The sequence below is a fragment of the Anabaena sp. WFMT genome, from assembly GCF_051781005.1.
GTDB lineage: Bacteria > Cyanobacteriota > Cyanobacteriia > Cyanobacteriales > Nostocaceae > Anabaena.
Genome location: NZ_JBPWOA010000002.1, coordinates 103538 through 120238, shown reverse-complemented (window position 1 = coordinate 120238; position 16701 = coordinate 103538). Strand labels below are relative to the sequence as shown.

The window sequence follows — 16701 nt, the reverse complement described above, 5'->3', positions numbered from 1 at the left end:
CACACCCTACAAAGTAAGCCAATTGGCTAAGTTTTGAATCGGTCAAAATGTCTTTGACAAACTACCAGATACCTACTGAAGATAATAATCAAATCGTTCTCGTAGTTGTTCGGTTGTTAAGTTTTGAGTCCAATACTCTATCAAGGCATGACCAAATGCCCAGGCGTTACGGTCTGGAGTGGTAGAATTTTCTAATAACAATGGCCATAGGGATAGTAAATCAAAATTACGTGATGGGGAATTGTCTGTATTTAACAGGGGAAATAGTTCATAAGCCATTTGCAATTTACCAATAACTATGGGTAATTGTTCGACGGGAATTTGTTGTGCGAGGAGATAGGCAAGGGTAGGAGTACCTGTTGAGAGAGTAGAAATAAATTGCAAAACAGGACTTTTTAGAAGTGTGGTTAGTCCTTGGGTTGTGGCCATCTGAAATGTATAATGGTCGATGATTTTCGCTGCTGCTAGGGTGCGTGTTTCTAGGTTACGTAAAAAGCGGGTGAGACGTAATTGTTTTGCGGGAGATATGGTTTCTACTAATCCCCAAGATAATTCTTCTATTCCCCAAGCGGTGCGATCGCTCTTTATATCACTGGTAACAATTGGTAAAACTAAATTTGCGGAATTTCCTAATAGTTGTTTTCTGTATTCTGTGGCTTCTCGAATGGAAATTTCTTTTGGCTTTTCTCCGGTTTCCCAATTGTATGGGGGTTGCCATTCACGGAGAGGACGCAAACGATCTACTTGGGTAACAATGGTAATGATGGGTAAATCTGCAACTTCGGCTTTTATCTCTTGGAGAAAGTCTACATCCATCTGCAAGGCGGGATCAAGTGCGGGGGTAATTAATAATAGTAGGTCGGCATTTCTGGCATAATCAAGAACTAAATCCCGTAAATCGTCGCGTTTTACTTGTTCATAACCGGGAGTATCCAAGAGGTTGAGGGTTTCACCACTTGCGGTTTCCCAATGGTAGTTCTGAATTTTATCTGTACTGGGTAATACATCAACTGCGGCAAGTTCGGCTTGAAAGAGTGTGTTAATTAAACTACTTTTACCTGCTCCTGTGCGTCCTACGAGGAGAATATTAACGGGTTTTTGGGCGACTATTTCTGGGGGTTCTGCTTGGGTGAGGATGTCGCGCAGGGTTTGGGTTTTGTCTGGGGATAGGGTGGGGGTAGATAATTCAATTGTAGTACCGGCGTAGAGTGCGATCGCTTGTTTGCATAAATTTCGCAAAGCTGCTTCTCTTAATAATTGGCTCAAATTTATCAGCAGTTCTTGAGAAGCGCGGTTACTTGTACCTTGACTGGCACGTTTTGCGACTGCTGCAACTGGATTTAATACCCACTGCGCCCAATTCCAAGCTTGCCAGAATTTACGGGCTGATGGTTCTAACTTGCGGTAGATTTGGTATGCTTGGTAAGCCTGTCCGACGGTAACTTGATTGAGAACAGGGGATAATTTTTGCATCCATTGATCCATATCATCTACGGTGCCGCGAATTAAACCGTATACTTGGGGAATGTAGATGTTTAATAGGGGATATTTTACTTCAGGATTGTAAATGTGTGCGATCGCTACTACTAAATCTTGACACCTTTGCCAAAAGCTTTGCCAGTCTTCCCAAATCAGAGAATCATTTTGTGCTGCGGTGAGAATTTTTTGTAATTCTGCTTCTGCTTGTTGGGTGTTGTCTTTTGTTGTTGACACATCTAGATTATTATTAGTGGTATCAGATGCCAATTCTTCCCGCATCTCTGCAAAAACAGCTTCAATCTGATTAACAGCCGGTTTAGTCCAGCGTACCAGCAACCAACGCCAACCGACAAACACAACAGTAAATACACCCCAAATCCAACTTAGTCCCCAAGTGTGAATTTGCGTTCCTGCGGATATGAGTAGGAATGAGATAATCAGCGCAATTGGTGAAACTATAATTATCCATTGCCATATTTTTAAGCGTACCATTGTTTAATACCTGCCTTGGTTAGAGTTGTTAGGGACTACTAAATACAAAAATATCTAAAAATTTATTACTGAAAAAATATCCCCTCTTTATATTTCTGATATTGAATTAGTACAAGTTTATAACATAGAGATTTTTCTTGGGTTTTCTCTATTTTCCCTAATTGTATAGGGGTTACTATTCGCGGAGAGAAGGCAAACAAATGCCTGGTTTAAATATTTTACTCAAAGGTCAAATTGTGCCAAAATTAACAATAAATAAACTAGGATAATTTTTGAGTAGGGGTGAGTCTGAGGATGAAAATAGATGAATGTTATGAAATTGTTCAACCCTTGGGAAAAGGTGGGTTTGGGACTACTTTTTTGGCTAGAGACACCAAACGACCGGGAAATCCTGAATGCGTTTGATTTTTAGCGGTAAAAGAAATTAGGACGGTATTGACGAGAGGAAATTTCTAAAGAATATTCTTCTTCAATACGGATTTTTTGAAGTTCCTTAAAAGTATCAGCTAAAGTCTTTCTTTGGTTATTTTGTACTAAATATTTTATGGGATAATCTAGAGAAATCTGAGATTGTTTTAAAAAATGTTCAGTTTCTTCAAGTGAATCAAATTTTAGTAATTGTTGAATTTGTACAGCAGACATCTCCAAAATAGTAACATTCTGTGATAAAAGAACATCAGAAAGATTTTTTAACACAGAAAAATGAGCAACATACTAAATCATATTCAAGAGCATCCAAAAGAAACACAGCGTTTAATTGGTTTGGAGTATGAACAGTTACAACAGTTAATTGAAAATGCCGAACGATTAAATCATGAAAAACAAGCTTTACTAGAATCAAAAAAAGTTAGAATTATTGCTGGCGGGGGAGGTCGAAAACCAAAACTATCTGCGAGAGAACAAATAATCTTAACCTTAGTTTATCTCAGACACATGACGACATTTCAACTTCTTGGTATCCAATTTGGAGTGAGTGAATCGACAGCGAATGACATATTTAATTATTGGTTGCCAATCCTGAGAGAATTACTACCATCAAGTTTAATGGAACAAGTAAAAAAAAACGAATCTGACTATGAGATAGTTAAAGAAATACTCACGGAGTATGAATTAATTGTAGACAGCTATGAACAAGTCAGAGAAAGACCTAGCGATAATGAAGAACAAGAAAAATATTTTTCAGGTAAGAAGAGTGATCATACATTTAAAAGCCAAATAATTATCATGCCAGATGGTAGAGATATCGTTGATGTTGTAGCAGGAGAACCAGGACCAAAAAGCGATATAATTTTATTCAGAGAAAATCGTGATAACTTTGACCCAAAACAAAGTTTTAAGGGAGATTTAGGTTATCTAGGAGAAGACTTAATTGATACTCCAATTAAGAAACCAAGAAATAAAGAGTTAACAACTGACCAGAAAAAATCAAACAAGGAGTTTTCCTCTAAACGAATATTTGTTGAACATCGCATCCGCTCGGTAAAAATATTTCGAGTTGTTCAAGACAGATTTAGGTTGCATCCGAAAAAGTATGAACAAGTTATTTTGACAATTTGTGGATTAGTCAGATTACGAATTAGAGCGCTAATATTACCATCAGAAATATCGACTATATGATCATGTTAAAATTAACGCATATAACTAAATATTTTTGCCTAATTATCAACAACAAATATCTCAAAGCCTTATTTTTTCGTACAGACTAGCTAATTTAGGATGATTGCATTTACGTCCTATAGCCTAGCCACATAAAAGCTTTGAGCGTTTTCGGAGATGTCTAGCAGTCATGATTCCACTTATATAAGCTTCTATTGCTAAATATTCTAAAAATTTTTGTGGTAAGTCTTGCCAGTTTTTTTTGTAGTTGGTTGCCAATATCTTCAGGAATTTCGATAGTGATTTGCATATTCTTAACATTTTTTAGATTAGATAGGATTTATTATACATGATATTAATTGTCTGAACCAGGATTGACAGGATGATATTTTTAGTTTGAATTAGGATTTATAGAATCAAACTCACATCCTATCTATTTTTTCTTGTATGCTATGTTTTGCATATTGCATTTTCCCGATCTGACAAAAGAGGGATAGTATATGAAATTACTATAAAAATATAATTTTATTTAAGTAAACTTATTTGGGTATTTTATTAATTAAAAAATTACAAGATTAAAGTTACAAGCCTACTCATGATTTATTCCCTGACAGAGCCAGGGAATGAGAATATAGATTATGCTGTTATCTCACAGAAAAAGCCTCGCTAAACCTGCGCGTAATTGGCTCAACAATAAATGTCAAAACTGACTTTTTCCGAGTGACAATTTCTGCATTTGCAGCCATACCTGGTGTAAATTCTACATCTTGTCCTCGGAAATTGATTGAGTGTTTGCTCAACTTAATTTGAGTCGGAAAAATTAATCCCAAATCCTTATCAACAACTGCGTTGGGACTTATTTGCATAACTTCACCATCAACAACTCCAAATTCTTGAAAAGGGAAAGTTGCTAATTTTACCTTTGCTTTCATGTTCTGACGAATAAAACCAATATCACGATTGAGAACTTTTACCTCTAATAGCATTTCTTCCCCTTCAGGAACAATTGATAATAATTCTTCACCAGATTGAACTGGCCCTTTAGTAGCTTTGATTTTGTAGATTGTCCCTGCTACAGGTGCTTTAATAGTTTCTCCATCTTTTTGCTTTCTTGCTTGTTCTAATTGACCGGCAACATTGGTTAATTCTTCTTTGCGTTTATTAATCTGGGTTAAAATTTCACTTTGTCTTTCTGAAGATAAACGTAAAACTTGATTAAGTGCAGATTGATAAGCTTGTTCAACTTGTTTAATTTCTTGACTTTGAGCAGCAATATCTTGTTCTAAAGATGAAACTTTATCTTTTGCTTCTGTTAATCTGTTTTTGGCGTTAGTTACTTCATCCGCACTTCTAATAATTTCTGTATTGGCACGATTTAATCTTTCTTGTGCTTCTAAATAATCAACTCGGGGAACTGCACCGGGATTTAATAAAGTGCGGAGATTTTTTTCTCTTTGTTGAGCAATACTTAAATTATTTTCAACTTTAATACGGATATTTTCAGCATTAACTATATTAGTTTGAGCATTAATAACACTGGTTTTAGCGCTGGCTAAATTTTCTTGTAACCGAGTCAACCGGACTTTTGCTTGATTGATAATCGAAAGTTGACGTTGTGCTTCAGCTTCTGCTGCTGCTTGTTTAGCTTTGTAATCTGACAAACGCGAGTTTAACAATTCATCTTGCAGTTTTGTTCCCGCAGTTTTTCCCCCAGTCCGTTCTGCTTGTAAACGCTGTAAGTCTTCCTCAATTAATTTACTAGCTTTAGCCAAGCGATTCACATCTGTTTGTTGTAAATTGGGGTCACGTTCAATTAAAATCTGATCTTTGGTAACGCGATCGCCTTCTTTCACCTTTACGGCTAGAATAGAACCATTACCCAAAGATGTCACTGGTCTGACTTGGGTAGATGCAATTAACTCTCCTGGTGCTGTGGCTACTTCATCAATTTCGGAAAAATGCGCCCAGGAAATTGCTCCAAATATAACGATGCTAATTGTTCCGGCTAATAATCTTGTATAAAGTGGTGGTAATTCTTGTACAGCTTTACCCAATTCATAAGATAATTGTTCTTCTGGTTGAGCAAATCTCTCTTTTGTCTGACGTGCTTGAGCAGCATTTGCAGCTAGGGAATATTTCATAGATTTTGGTAATGGGTAATGGGTAATGGGTAATGGGTAATGGGTAATGGGTAATGGGTAATGGGTAATGGGTAATGGGTAATGGGTAATGGGTAATGGGTAGAAGTCTTTCCAATCACCAATCACCAATCACCAATCACCAATTACCTAATTTAAATAGCTAAATAACGGTGCAAAAAATTTTCCAAAGTTTCCAATTGAAAGTTAAAAATTCTTTCTACATTTGCGGTTTCTTCTGCTGTGCAGAAAAATTCATTAGCCAGTAAAGTGCGAAGGGTTCCTAAAGCTGTTTGTGCTTGGAAATTTAATAAACCCAATGCACTTCGTAACCCGTCAATAGCAAACAAAGGAACGTTAATTACTATCGGTTCTTTGTTAAAGATGCGACTAAAAATCTTAGGAATATCCTCTCGCAATAGAATTTCCGCGCCTCCTATTGGTAAAATTTGATTACGAGCATCTGCAACGGTCAAAGAATCTACAATTATTCTGGCTAAATCATCGGTGCTAACAATAGATGTACGGTTTTTAGGATCACCGATAAGTAAATACAAACCAGTTTCTCGAAAGCGTTCTGCCAGTGGTAGCAAGTTTGATGCTAGTCCAGCCGGGCGTAAAATAGTGTAATCTAAGCCACTACTTTGCAGATATCTCTCTACGGCTCGTTTTGCTTTGAACACGGGTGCATCTTCATATCCTCTATCAGCACCTAAAACGGATATGAAAACAAAATGTTCAACACCTTGGACTTTAGCTTGGTCAATGAGTTCAATATTAGCGCGGTAATCCAAGGAGAGTGCATCATTACCCGAACCGTGAGTGCTGATTATATGTTTAATGCCTCGACAAGCTTTTTCAATGTCCTGTTCTCGTTGCAAATCCCCAATGAAGATATCAGAACCCCGATGTTCTAACTCGCTGTAATGGGATGTGAGACGGACAAACGATCGCACAGGCTGCTGTTGTTGGCGCAATAGTCGCACGACGCGACGACCAATTCCTCCAGTTGCTCCAGTGACTAGAATCATAGCTTTTGGATTTGAGTATGGGGCTATTCCTCTAGTTCAGTTTAATCACTATTTTCCGTTGAGAAAATTCTCAGAATCCGAAGTTGTGCCATTTTGCCTACAATGGAAATCTTAGGCTGCGATTTATACTGTCTTGACTCCGATAATGTTGCGCCGTTACACCCTTTAAAGATTTACTTATAAATGGTCTGTTTGATATTGAGGAAAATTAAATGACACTATTAAAAGATCAAGTTGCGATTGTCACGGGAGCATCACGGGGAATTGGGAGAGCGATCGCACTCCAACTAGCATCTCAAGGCGCTAAAGTAGTTGTCAACTATGCCAGTTCTAGCGCAGCAGCAGACGAAGTAGTAGCAGAAATTATCGCTAATGGGGGAGATGCGTTCGCACTCAAAGCAGACGTTTCTCAACCAGATCAAGTAGAGACACTCATTAACACCACCATTGACAAGTTTAAGCGTGTCGATATTTTGGTTAATAATGCAGGCATTACCCGCGACACCTTACTATTACGAATGAAATTAGAAGATTGGCAAGCAGTTATAGACCTAAATTTAACTGGTGTATTTTTATGTACAAAACTTGTCAGCAAAATTATGCTTAAACAACGTTCTGGGCGAATTATTAATATTGCCTCCGTCGCTGGACAAATGGGCAACCCAGGACAAGCCAACTACAGCGCCGCCAAAGCAGGTGTGATTGGTTTTACCAAAACAGTTGCTAAAGAACTAGCTTCCCGTGGCATCACCGTTAACGCCGTCGCTCCTGGCTTTATCACCACCGACATGACCAGCGATGTCAAAGCCGAAAATATTCTCCAATTCATCCCCCTGGGTCGCTACGGTCAACCTGAAGAAATTGCTGGTATGGTGCGCTTTCTTGCAGCTGATCCCGCAGCAGCTTACATCACTGGTCAAGTCTTGAATGTAGACGGGGGAATGGTCATGTAACTCGTAATTCGTAATTCGTAATTTACCGCCATGTAAAGGAAGAAATACATTAATTAAGACCGTGGTATAAATGCGCGGAATGTGCGTACTTGCACAACCTTAGTATTATTAATTCAATTACGAATTACGAATTATCAATTACGAATTACTACGTATTCTTTGCCAGATAGTAAAACCCAAAAGCAAAATAATACTAGCGGCAGATGTAGCCATAACTGGTAAAGTCATACCTTGTATTCTCATAGCCAGCAAATTAAAAAACAAAGTAATTGACCACAGAGTCAAAGCTGCGTGGCGTTGGGATAACCCCCAAGCCAACAAACGGTGATGTAAATGGTCTTTACCGGGAGTACTCAGGGGGTTTTTTCCTGCTAGAAGTCGCCGTACAAAAACCTGAGTGGTATCTAATACTGGCAACATCAGAAATAAAACCGTGGGTACAAGAGCATAAACGGTGTTTTGTTGGAGTTTTCCTAAAATACTAGTTGCTGCTAATACGTAGCCGAAAAAATATGCCCCGGCATCACCCATAATGATCCGTGAGGGATAGAAATTGTGCCTCAAAAATCCCAGTGCAGCACCTGCTAAAGCGGCTAAAACTAAGGTTGCTGCGGCTCGATTATTAAACTGAGCCGAAACCCCTAACAAACTCATGGCGGTAATAAAACTGATTCCTCCCGCCAAACCATCCATACCGTCCATCAGGTTGATGGCATTGGTAATACCTACTACCCACAACACTGTCAACGCCATCGACAATAGCGAGTCTATGGGTGTACCAAAAGTAACTTTAATACTAATGCCATTTGCTACCAGCAAGAGTGCCGTGATCATCTGCGCCCACAAACGCACAGAAGGAGGTAAGCCAAATTGATCATCAATAAAGCCAACCAGGACTAAGATAGATCCTCCCAAAAGGATTGTTAGTACCTGAGCTAACACCCCTTGGAGTTCAATAGGTCGTAAGAGACTAGCCAACACCAAAGCGGCAATAACACCGGCATAGATAGCCAAACCTCCGGCATTAGGTAAAGGTTCTTGGTTAAGTCGTCGGGCATTGGGTTGGTCTGCCCAACCGACCCGCAAGGCAAATTGACGTATTGCCGGAATTAAACGCCAAGTCACAAACCAAGCCAAAATAAAAGTAAATACTACCGCTAACCAGCCGGTGCCGCTAGGGTTAGCAATGCCAAGAGACTTAAGGGAGTTGTCTAGGTTCATCTCCCACTTTAACCATTACTGCTAGTATTGAAAATCAGCATCAATTGTAATATTAATCAATTTTTTATTAGAATTTCTTAATTTGAGTGGCTAAGGGACTTAGCACTCTTTGCCTGTGAGTGCTAAATTGTCTAATGGAAGCGCTAGAGAAATTAAACATGGCGAAAATTATTGCATTTGATGAAGAATCACGGCGGGCATTAGAAAAGGGTATTAACGCTCTGGCTGATGCGGTGAAAATCACCTTGGGGCCAAAAGGTCGCAACGTCCTTTTAGAAAAAAAATTTGGTATACCTCAAATTGTCAACGATGGTATCACTGTTGCCAAGGAAATTGAATTAGAAGATCCTTTGGAAAACACTGGAGCTAGACTAATCCAAGAAGTGGCATCCAAAACCAAGGATGTGGCTGGGGATGGAACTACTACTGCTACGGTTCTAGCACAAGCTTTAGTTCGAGAAGGACTCAAGAACGTTGCCGCAGGTACTAACCCTATTAGCTTGAAGCGGGGAATTGATAAAACCGTTGAGGCACTCGTGCAAGAAATTGCTAAAATTGCCAAACCAGTAGAAGGAAGTGCGATCGCTCAAGTAGCTACCGTTTCGGCTGGTAATGACGAAGAAGTCGGCAATATGATTGCTGAAGCTATGGAAAAAGTCACCAAAGATGGCGTAATCACCGTAGAAGAATCCAAATCCCTCACTACCGAATTAGAAGTAGTGGAAGGGATGCAAATTGACCGGGGTTACATTTCTCCATACTTCATCACCAACAACGAACGGATGACGGTGGAATTTGAAAACGCCCGTATCCTGATTACCGACAAAAAAATCAGCAGCATTCAGGATTTAGTACCTGTCTTAGAAAAAGTTGCCCGGTTAGGTCAACCTTTACTGATAATTGCCGAAGATGTAGATGGCGACGCTTTGGCGACTTTAGTTGTCAACAAAGCGCGGGGTGTATTGGCAGTTGCTGCTATCAAAGCTCCTGGCTTTGGTGAACGCCGCAAAGCTTTATTACAAGATATCGCGATCCTCACCGATGGACAGATGATTTCTGAAGAAATCGGTTTAAGTTTGGATACCGCAACTTTAGAAATGCTGGGAACTGCCCGCCAAATCACCATTGACAAAGAAAACACCACAATTGTATCTGCTAGTGACATCAAGCCAGAGGTACAAAAGCGGATTGCTCAAATTCGTAAACAGTTGGAAGAAACTGATTCCGACTACGATAGCGAAAAACTACAAGAACGCATTGCCAAACTAGCTGGTGGTGTGGCAGTCATTAAAGTGGGTGCAGCTACAGAAACCGAACTCAAAGACCGCAAACTGCGGATTGAAGACGCACTCAACGCCACCAAAGCCGCAGTCGAAGAAGGCATTGTTCCCGGTGGTGGTACAACCTTAATTCACCTGTCTTTGCAAATAGATGCAATCAAGAACACCCTTGATCCTGAAGAAAGAATTGGCGCAGAAATTGTCCAAAGAGCCTTAGAAGCTCCCCTACGGCAAATTGCAGATAACGCTGGTGTTGAAGGTACTGTGATTGTTTCTAAAGTCAAGGAAACAGACATTAACATCGGCTATAACGCTGCTACTGGAATATTTGAAGATTTAATCGCCGCAGGTATTATTGATCCTGCCAAAGTTGTCCGTTCCGCTTTGCAAAACGCCGCTTCTATTGCGGGAATGGTTTTAACAACCGAAGCCATCATTGTTGAGAAACCTGAAAAACAAGCTGCTGCTGCCCCTGATATGGGTGGTATGGGCGGTATGGGCGGTATGGGCGGTATGGGCGGCATGGGCGGTATGGGCGGCATGGGCGGTATGGGTATGTTCTAAGTACCGAGTACCGAGTACCGAGTACCGAGTACTGAGTATTGAGTGCTGAGTAAAAAAACAGGAGGCATTCGCCAGTTTTATGGAGTTCCTCCTGACTCCTGTACGGGCGTTCGCGTAGCGTGCCGGAGGCATCAGCATTCGGAAAATAGCCTTGGCCAAAAACTGATAATTGATCGCCCGAATGCTTCGCCCCTACTACTCCTGTATTCTGTTTGATAAATTTTGATTTTTTATACAGTTTGTCTTCACAAAAGGGCAAACTGTTTTTTTGTGTCTTGAGAAAATTATGATTTTTTCTTGATTACGGTCGTAATTTCCATGCAGATAAAAGCATAATAGAAGTGTGAGTGATATGTTAGCCCCTTTACAATCCCTGCAACAGGGTCACTGGTTCAAGTTGATTTGTGGAGCCAGTTTCCAACATTTACCTGCGGTCAGAAGTTTAACATTAGCCTACACTTTGGCGGGCGCTGACTGCATAGATGTGGCAGCTGATCCGGCGGTGATTGCGGCTGCCCAAGCAGGTTTACAAGCAGCGAAGGATCTGGTTAGGGATGCCCAGAAGCGAGGCTTTGGTTTTCAAGGTAATTTACCTTTGTTAATGGTCAGTCTCAATGATGGAGAAGACCCCCATTTTAGAAAAGCAGAGTTTAATTCTAGAAATTGTCCAACAGATTGCCCTAGACCCTGTGAAAAAATTTGTCCTGCACAAGCGATTGTGTTTAATAATCTCAAAGATAGCTATTCAGGAATTGTGGCTGAAAAATGTTATGGCTGTGGTCGTTGCATTCCAGCCTGTCCTTATGAGATGATTGATACAGCATCATATGTGTCAACGCCGGGAGCGATCGCACCATTGATCATGTCAACGGGAATAGATGCCATAGAAATTCATACACAAATAGGGCGTTTGGCAGAATTCCAGCGTTTGTGGGCAGCAATTGCCACACCTTGGGCAGTTAATTTAAAGGTAATAGCCATCAGTTGTAACGATGGTGAGGGATTAATTGACTACCTCCAAGCAATTTATAATCTTATGTCCCCCCGTCCCCAAGTTGTAATTTGGCAAACAGACGGGCGCTCTATGAGTGGTGATATTGGAGATGGAACCACCATTGCCGCAGTAAAATTAGGGCAAAAAGTTTTGGCAGCAAACCTACCGGGATATGTGCAGTTAGCAGGAGGCACAAATAGTTACACCGTTCCTAAGTTGAAGGAACTGGGACTGCTGCAAGAGGCAAGGGAGCAGGGAGCAGGGAGCAAGGGGGAAAATTCATCTCCACTGCACCCTGCACCCCGCCCCTCTGCCTCCATAGCCGGGGTTGCCTACGGTAGCTACGCTCGCGTATTGCTGTCACCCATTCTTGAAAAGTTAGAAAATAAGGAGGTGAGTAACACTAGTATTAAGACCTCTATCCGCCTGGAAGAAGAACCGGAATTACTCTGGCAGGCTGTAGAGCTTGCCCATACTCTCGTTTCCCAACTCAAGTCACAGCGATCGCTGCAACTAGCGGAGCGATCGCCCTAATCGCTCATTCCGGTCACTTTCCCCAACTGTGGGAACTCCCGCAAAAAAGTGTCCTAATTATCTCTCAAAACGTCAGTCACCATAGAAAGCATGACGATTACAGAAGATCTCCAAAAGTTATTAGACATTTTGCCCCAGGACTTGCGACAAGTACTAGAGAATCATCCCAAACGAGATAGTTTAGTTGAAGTGGTCTTGGATCTAGGTCGTCGTCCAGAAGCTCGGTTTCCCCATGAAGCTGAGTATCTGAGCGAAACAACCGTTACTCAAGCACAGATAGATGATTGCATTCAAAGAGTAGGAACCTTTGGCGGAGATAATCGGGCAGGAATTGAGCAAACTTTACATCGAATCAGTGCTATCCGTAACCGCACTGGTAAGATTATTGGCTTGACTTGTCGTGTCGGTCGGGCAGTATTCGGCACAATTGGCATGATCCGCGATTTGGTAGAAACTGGTAAATCAATTCTCATGCTGGGTCGTCCAGGTGTGGGAAAAACTACCGCTTTACGGGAAATTGCCCGTGTGTTGGCGGATGATTTAAATAAACGGGTGGTGATTATTGACACCTCCAATGAAATCGCTGGAGATGGTGATATTGCCCACCCGGCCATCGGTCGTGCTAGACGAATGCAAGTAGCTAAACCAGAATTACAACATCAGGTGATGATTGAGGCGGTGGAAAACCATATGCCAGAAGTCATTGTCATTGATGAAATTGGCACGGAATTGGAAGCTTTAGCAGCTCGTACCATTGCCGAAAGGGGGGTGCAATTGGTAGGAACTGCTCACGGAAACCAAATCGAAAACCTGATCAAAAACCCCACTCTCTGTGATTTGGTTGGGGGTATTCAAGCGGTGACGCTAGGAGATGACGAAGCAAGAAGGCGAGGTTCTCAAAAGACAGTTTTGGAACGTAAAGCTCCTCCTACTTTTGAGATTGCTGTGGAAATGTTGGAGAGACAGCGCTGGGTAGTACACGAAAGTGTTGCTGATACTGTAGATACTCTGTTAAGGGGTCGTCAACCTAACCCGCAAACGCGAACTGTGGACGAAAAGGGTAAAGTGGCGATTAGCAGACAGTTATCTGTGGTTAATGGTCGTGGGGGTAGTTTACCTAGTGATGAAGAATCTTTCCCAGCGGTGAAGCAGGCTAATGGCTGGCGTTCTTCTGGTCAAATGGTCGCTCTACCACCTTTGTCTCTGGAACGTGAACGGGTAACTGGGCGCAGTGAATTTGACCGCTTGTTAGATGAATCTTTCAATTATTCTGAAAGTATTGATTTTAGTACTTCTACTAAGCAAGCGGGGCCAAATGGGGAAGATTTGCCATTACACATTTACCCCTATGGAGTAAGTCGTCACCAATTGGAACAGGTGATTAGTGTGCTAAGTTTACCTGTGATTTTGACAAAAGATATAGATAATGCTGATGCTATTTTGGCATTGCGATCGCACGTCAAAAATCACGCTAAATTAAGGCAAATGGCTAAGGCTCGTCATGTCCCAATTCATGTCATCAAGTCCAGCACCATTCCTCAAATTACTCGCGGTTTACGTCGATTGCTGAACATTGATGATCCAGAAATGGGCGATGACCGAGAATTACAATTGTTACTGCATAGGGGTGGTGATGATGAGATGGACGCTTTGGAAGAAGCAAGACTTGCTGTGGAGCAAATTGTGATCCCCAAAGGTCAGCCAGTCGAGTTATTACCCCGTTCTTCTCAAGTTAGGAAGATGCAACATGAGTTGGTAGAACATTATCGGCTCAAGTCAGACAGTTTTGGGGAAGAACCAAATCGGCGGTTAAGAATTTATCCAGCTTAACCCTGTTCAAAACCTTGACAAAACCCCTCTTTTTCATCAAGAGGGGTTAATTTGTGGGTTCAATTAATTTAAAGCCCCAAGGTTTCATAGCTGCGATCGCAAGTTCTCTATCTACACCTACATAAGCTTCCCATTCAGACTGCTTATCTTTAGGATGTCCTTCACCCACATGACCTGCAACTTTGATCACTGGCACACCTACCAAAGAATCGCGTTCCAACCCTTTTGGCAGGGCTAGTCGCATCTTGTGACCTACAAATTTTGATGCACTGGAATTAGCTACAGATTCACGAACTAAACAAATATCACCCGCAGTCCCCCAAGTAGTTGGATAAATGTGGAGAAAACATATATAAGTTTCTGGTTTAATGGATCTTTTTAGAACTTGCATTATCTGTAATCCTTAATCAACAATTTTATCTTAACCTCCCAGGAGACCCCCACCATAACCGTTTGCAGAGTGTTCCGTAAAGTCCTACGGGCATCGTCGCTGCGTTTACCGTATAGCATTCCCAAAGAAGGGAAATGGCTGGTGGTGGGAGGAATTAGGAGGTTAAGGTGAAACCAGTCTATCTTGCAATTTTGCCACCATTTCTGCCCGCGCTGATACCCCAAGTTTGCGGAACATTCTTTTCAAAGCTTGTTTAACAGAATTTTGGGTAATCCAAAGTTTAGCCGCAATTTCACCATTGGTTAAACCTTGAGCAACTAATTCCGCAATTTCTAACTCCCTGGCTGTCAAGGGACAACTGACAGCAGACAATAATGGTTTTGGTTTCGCCCGTAGGGTAGCCAGTTTAGTGGATAAATGAATACAAACAGCACTTAAATCAGCTAAATCACTACCATTAAAAGGCGGACTTCCTTCGTCACGGGCAAAATTTAACGTCCCCACCAAACGACCATCACAAACTATAGGCCCAGTCATCACATGATCATGACGTGAGCAAAAACGCTTCCAATCCCCAGGAGACAAGATTAATTGCTCATGGGCTGGGGCGTGACGTTCCACCACATAACGCCCTACGGGATTGCTTTCTAAACAGGCTGCGGGCATTTCTGGCAGGTCTATGTCGGTTGTAGAATAGTCATCTAAGAAATAAATACCCCAATGTTGCACGCCAAAATGGTCGCCAATAGCATCCATGAGAGCTAATTTTAATTCTTGCTCATTCTGGATATTAGCGATCGCTTGAAAAATGGCATGGAGAGTTTTAGCCATAAGAGTACCCACTTGGGGACTATACGAACCTCGATAATTACCTCTATGCTAATACCAACAGCCATAAAACTCTATTAATCACCAATAAACACATGACAGTTACTCAAATTTCAGCCCAAGAATTTTTCCAGGCTGCTTATGAAAACCGCTACACCTGGGATCAAAATTTCCCTGGTTATACCGCAGATATCACTTATAAGTATGACGGACAAGTATTAACTGGAAAAGTTAAAATTGACGCTAATCTCAAAGCAGAAGTTTTAGACGTAGAAGACGAAGCCGCAAAAAAAGCAATTCACGGACAAGCTTGGGAAATCGCTGTTCACCGTGTTCGTCGTGCCTTTGCAGATACCCACGGCGCAAATACCTTTAGCTATGGTAAAACTGACGAAACCGGTGCAATAGAAATTTTAATGGGTGGTAAAGCCGAAGGTGACAAATACAAAATTCGTAATAATGAAGTTTGCCACGTTCATCGTTTAATTCATGGCACTTACGTGACAATTGACACTTTCAGCAGTCATGATACAGGTGCAGGTTATCTGTCTCACACCTATGACTCTGTATATCATGACCCCCAAACCGGCGCACAAAAAGGTGGAAGAAGTTTCTTCACTGACGAATATGAAAAAGTTGGTGAGTATTCCATTTTAAATCGTCGAGAAATTCGCACTGAAACAGAAGGTAATCTTTCAGTTCAAGAATTTATCTTCTCTAACATAGAGTTGTTAGGCTAGATTTGGGAATAGCAACTAATCTAAATCAATAGAGTCTGTTGGTAATTTATTTATATCAGCAGAATCATCTGTAGGGGCGGGGAGACCCCGCCCTCTCAACTATATTACATCCAACCAAAAACAAAAAAAACGTAAGTTCTAGCTTTCAATCAACTTATGAATATTATCCTCCCAATTGGCACCATCAAAAGGTACAACTTCAAAATCACCAATCACATCTCCATCTAAACACCTGACATTCACATCAATACAATCAGGATGACTACGGGGAATATAAAAAGAATGAATTCCACAAATATTACAAAATTTATGTTTTGCAACTCCCGTATTAAATTGATAACTCGTTAAAACATCCTCCCCTTGCAGCAAAGTAAACTTATCTTTAGGAACAATTAAATGTAAAAATCCTTTTTTTCTACAAATTGAACAATTACAATCATCAACTTTATATTTATTAACCATCACCCGAAAGCGCACCGCACCACAGTGACATCCACCTTCATAAGTAACAGCTTTATTAATATTTGTTATCATTTTGAATTACCTAAACTAGTTGTAGGGTGGGTTAGGTGCTAAGAAAAACCATAATTTTAGAGTCTAGATATATGCACCGTAACCCACCTTTTTTAC

14 protein-coding genes are annotated in these 16701 nt (G+C 41.0%); 6 read left to right on the top strand and 8 right to left on the bottom strand.

Annotated features, from left to right (window positions below):
* Positions 1–72: 72 nt before the first annotated feature.
* The gene (locus ACSQ6I_RS00800; RefSeq protein WP_438888334.1) at positions 73–1971 is read right to left on the bottom strand and encodes a GTPase family protein; all 1899 of its coding nucleotides are present in this window, start codon (positions 1969–1971) and stop codon (positions 73–75) included.
* A 408-nt stretch (positions 1972–2379) separates the two neighbouring features.
* Positions 2380–2613, bottom strand: coding sequence for a hypothetical protein (locus ACSQ6I_RS00795; protein ID WP_438888332.1), 234 nt, complete (start codon positions 2611–2613; stop codon positions 2380–2382).
* Positions 2614–2673: 60 nt separating this feature from the next.
* On the opposite strand from ACSQ6I_RS00795, the gene ACSQ6I_RS00790 reads away from it, so the two are divergent.
* Positions 2674–3588, top strand: a complete 915-nt coding sequence (locus ACSQ6I_RS00790) for a transposase (RefSeq protein ID WP_438888331.1) — start codon at positions 2674–2676, stop codon at positions 3586–3588.
* Between the two features lie 623 nt (positions 3589–4211).
* Here the strand turns inward: ACSQ6I_RS00790 and ACSQ6I_RS00785 are convergent.
* On the bottom strand, positions 4212–5708 hold the full coding sequence (locus ACSQ6I_RS00785) for an HlyD family efflux transporter periplasmic adaptor subunit (protein WP_438888981.1): 1497 nt from the start codon (positions 5706–5708) through the stop codon (positions 4212–4214).
* A gap of 152 nt (positions 5709–5860) precedes the next feature.
* Entirely contained in the window at positions 5861–6736 is an 876-nt protein-coding gene (locus ACSQ6I_RS00780) for an SDR family oxidoreductase (protein ID WP_438888329.1), read from the bottom strand.
* A gap of 212 nt (positions 6737–6948) precedes the next feature.
* Here ACSQ6I_RS00780 and fabG point away from each other — a divergent pair, with 212 nt between their 5' ends.
* A complete protein-coding gene (gene fabG, locus ACSQ6I_RS00775; RefSeq protein ID WP_438888327.1) occupies positions 6949–7689 on the top strand; it encodes a 3-oxoacyl-[acyl-carrier-protein] reductase in 741 nt (246 codons plus the stop codon).
* Positions 7690–7827: 138 nt separating this feature from the next.
* Here fabG and ACSQ6I_RS00770 read toward each other — a convergent pair whose 3' ends face one another.
* Positions 7828–8910, bottom strand: coding sequence for an MraY family glycosyltransferase (locus tag ACSQ6I_RS00770; protein ID WP_438888326.1), 1083 nt, complete (start codon positions 8908–8910; stop codon positions 7828–7830).
* Between the two features lie 158 nt (positions 8911–9068).
* On the opposite strand from ACSQ6I_RS00770, the gene groL reads away from it, so the two are divergent.
* The 3 genes from groL to ACSQ6I_RS00755 all read left to right on the top strand — a co-directional run bounded on the left by groL (position 9069) and on the right by ACSQ6I_RS00755 (position 14112).
* Positions 9069–10754, top strand: coding sequence for a chaperonin GroEL (groL, locus tag ACSQ6I_RS00765; RefSeq protein WP_438888325.1), 1686 nt, complete (start codon positions 9069–9071; stop codon positions 10752–10754).
* Between the two features lie 343 nt (positions 10755–11097).
* On the top strand, positions 11098–12282 hold the full coding sequence (gene ldpA / locus ACSQ6I_RS00760; protein WP_438888323.1) for a circadian clock protein LdpA: 1185 nt from the start codon (positions 11098–11100) through the stop codon (positions 12280–12282).
* A 90-nt stretch (positions 12283–12372) separates the two neighbouring features.
* A complete protein-coding gene (locus ACSQ6I_RS00755) occupies positions 12373–14112 on the top strand; it encodes a R3H domain-containing nucleic acid-binding protein (RefSeq protein WP_438888322.1) in 1740 nt (579 codons plus the stop codon).
* Positions 14113–14158: 46 nt separating this feature from the next.
* Here the strand turns inward: ACSQ6I_RS00755 and ACSQ6I_RS00750 are convergent, their stop codons facing one another.
* Both ACSQ6I_RS00750 and ACSQ6I_RS00745 read right to left on the bottom strand, forming a co-directional pair.
* Positions 14159–14503: a hypothetical protein gene (locus ACSQ6I_RS00750; RefSeq protein ID WP_438888321.1), complete on the bottom strand. Its 345-nt coding sequence runs from the start codon at positions 14501–14503 to the stop codon at positions 14159–14161.
* A gap of 162 nt (positions 14504–14665) precedes the next feature.
* Positions 14666–15334, bottom strand: a complete 669-nt coding sequence (locus tag ACSQ6I_RS00745; RefSeq protein WP_438888320.1) for a helix-turn-helix transcriptional regulator — start codon at positions 15332–15334, stop codon at positions 14666–14668.
* 92 nt (positions 15335–15426) lie between these two features.
* On the opposite strand from ACSQ6I_RS00745, the gene ACSQ6I_RS00740 reads away from it, so the two are divergent.
* Entirely contained in the window at positions 15427–16071 is a 645-nt protein-coding gene (locus tag ACSQ6I_RS00740) for a DUF3386 domain-containing protein (protein WP_438888318.1), read from the top strand.
* 138 nt (positions 16072–16209) lie between these two features.
* On the opposite strand, the gene ACSQ6I_RS00735 is transcribed toward ACSQ6I_RS00740, so the two are convergent.
* Positions 16210–16605 (bottom strand): GFA family protein, encoded by a 396-nt coding sequence (locus ACSQ6I_RS00735; protein ID WP_438888316.1) that lies wholly within the window; start codon positions 16603–16605, stop codon positions 16210–16212.
* Between the last annotated feature and the right edge of the window lie 96 nt (positions 16606–16701).

What these genes read in the sequence shown, in the direction of transcription:
- ACSQ6I_RS00770 (WP_438888326.1), bottom strand. Translation starts at nt 8,910, where the DNA reads ATGAACCTAGACAACTCCCTTAAGTCTCTTGGCATTGCTAACCCTAGC.
- ACSQ6I_RS00735 (WP_438888316.1), bottom strand. Translation starts at nt 16,605, where the DNA reads ATGATAACAAATATTAATAAAGCTGTTACTTATGAAGGTGGATGTCAC.
- fabG (WP_438888327.1), top strand. Translation starts at nt 6,949, where the DNA reads ATGACACTATTAAAAGATCAAGTTGCGATTGTCACGGGAGCATCACGG.
- ACSQ6I_RS00790 (WP_438888331.1), top strand. Translation starts at nt 2,674, where the DNA reads ATGAGCAACATACTAAATCATATTCAAGAGCATCCAAAAGAAACACAG.
- ACSQ6I_RS00740 (WP_438888318.1), top strand. Translation starts at nt 15,427, where the DNA reads ATGACAGTTACTCAAATTTCAGCCCAAGAATTTTTCCAGGCTGCTTAT.
- ACSQ6I_RS00745 (WP_438888320.1), bottom strand. Translation starts at nt 15,334, where the DNA reads ATGGCTAAAACTCTCCATGCCATTTTTCAAGCGATCGCTAATATCCAG.
- ACSQ6I_RS00780 (WP_438888329.1), bottom strand. Translation starts at nt 6,736, where the DNA reads ATGATTCTAGTCACTGGAGCAACTGGAGGAATTGGTCGTCGCGTCGTG.
- ACSQ6I_RS00795 (WP_438888332.1), bottom strand. Translation starts at nt 2,613, where the DNA reads ATGTCTGCTGTACAAATTCAACAATTACTAAAATTTGATTCACTTGAA.
- groL (WP_438888325.1), top strand. Translation starts at nt 9,069, where the DNA reads ATGGCGAAAATTATTGCATTTGATGAAGAATCACGGCGGGCATTAGAA.
- ACSQ6I_RS00750 (WP_438888321.1), bottom strand. Translation starts at nt 14,503, where the DNA reads ATGCAAGTTCTAAAAAGATCCATTAAACCAGAAACTTATATATGTTTT.
- ACSQ6I_RS00785 (WP_438888981.1), bottom strand. Translation starts at nt 5,708, where the DNA reads ATGAAATATTCCCTAGCTGCAAATGCTGCTCAAGCACGTCAGACAAAA.
- ACSQ6I_RS00755 (WP_438888322.1), top strand. Translation starts at nt 12,373, where the DNA reads ATGACGATTACAGAAGATCTCCAAAAGTTATTAGACATTTTGCCCCAG.
- ACSQ6I_RS00800 (WP_438888334.1), bottom strand. Translation starts at nt 1,971, where the DNA reads ATGGTACGCTTAAAAATATGGCAATGGATAATTATAGTTTCACCAATT.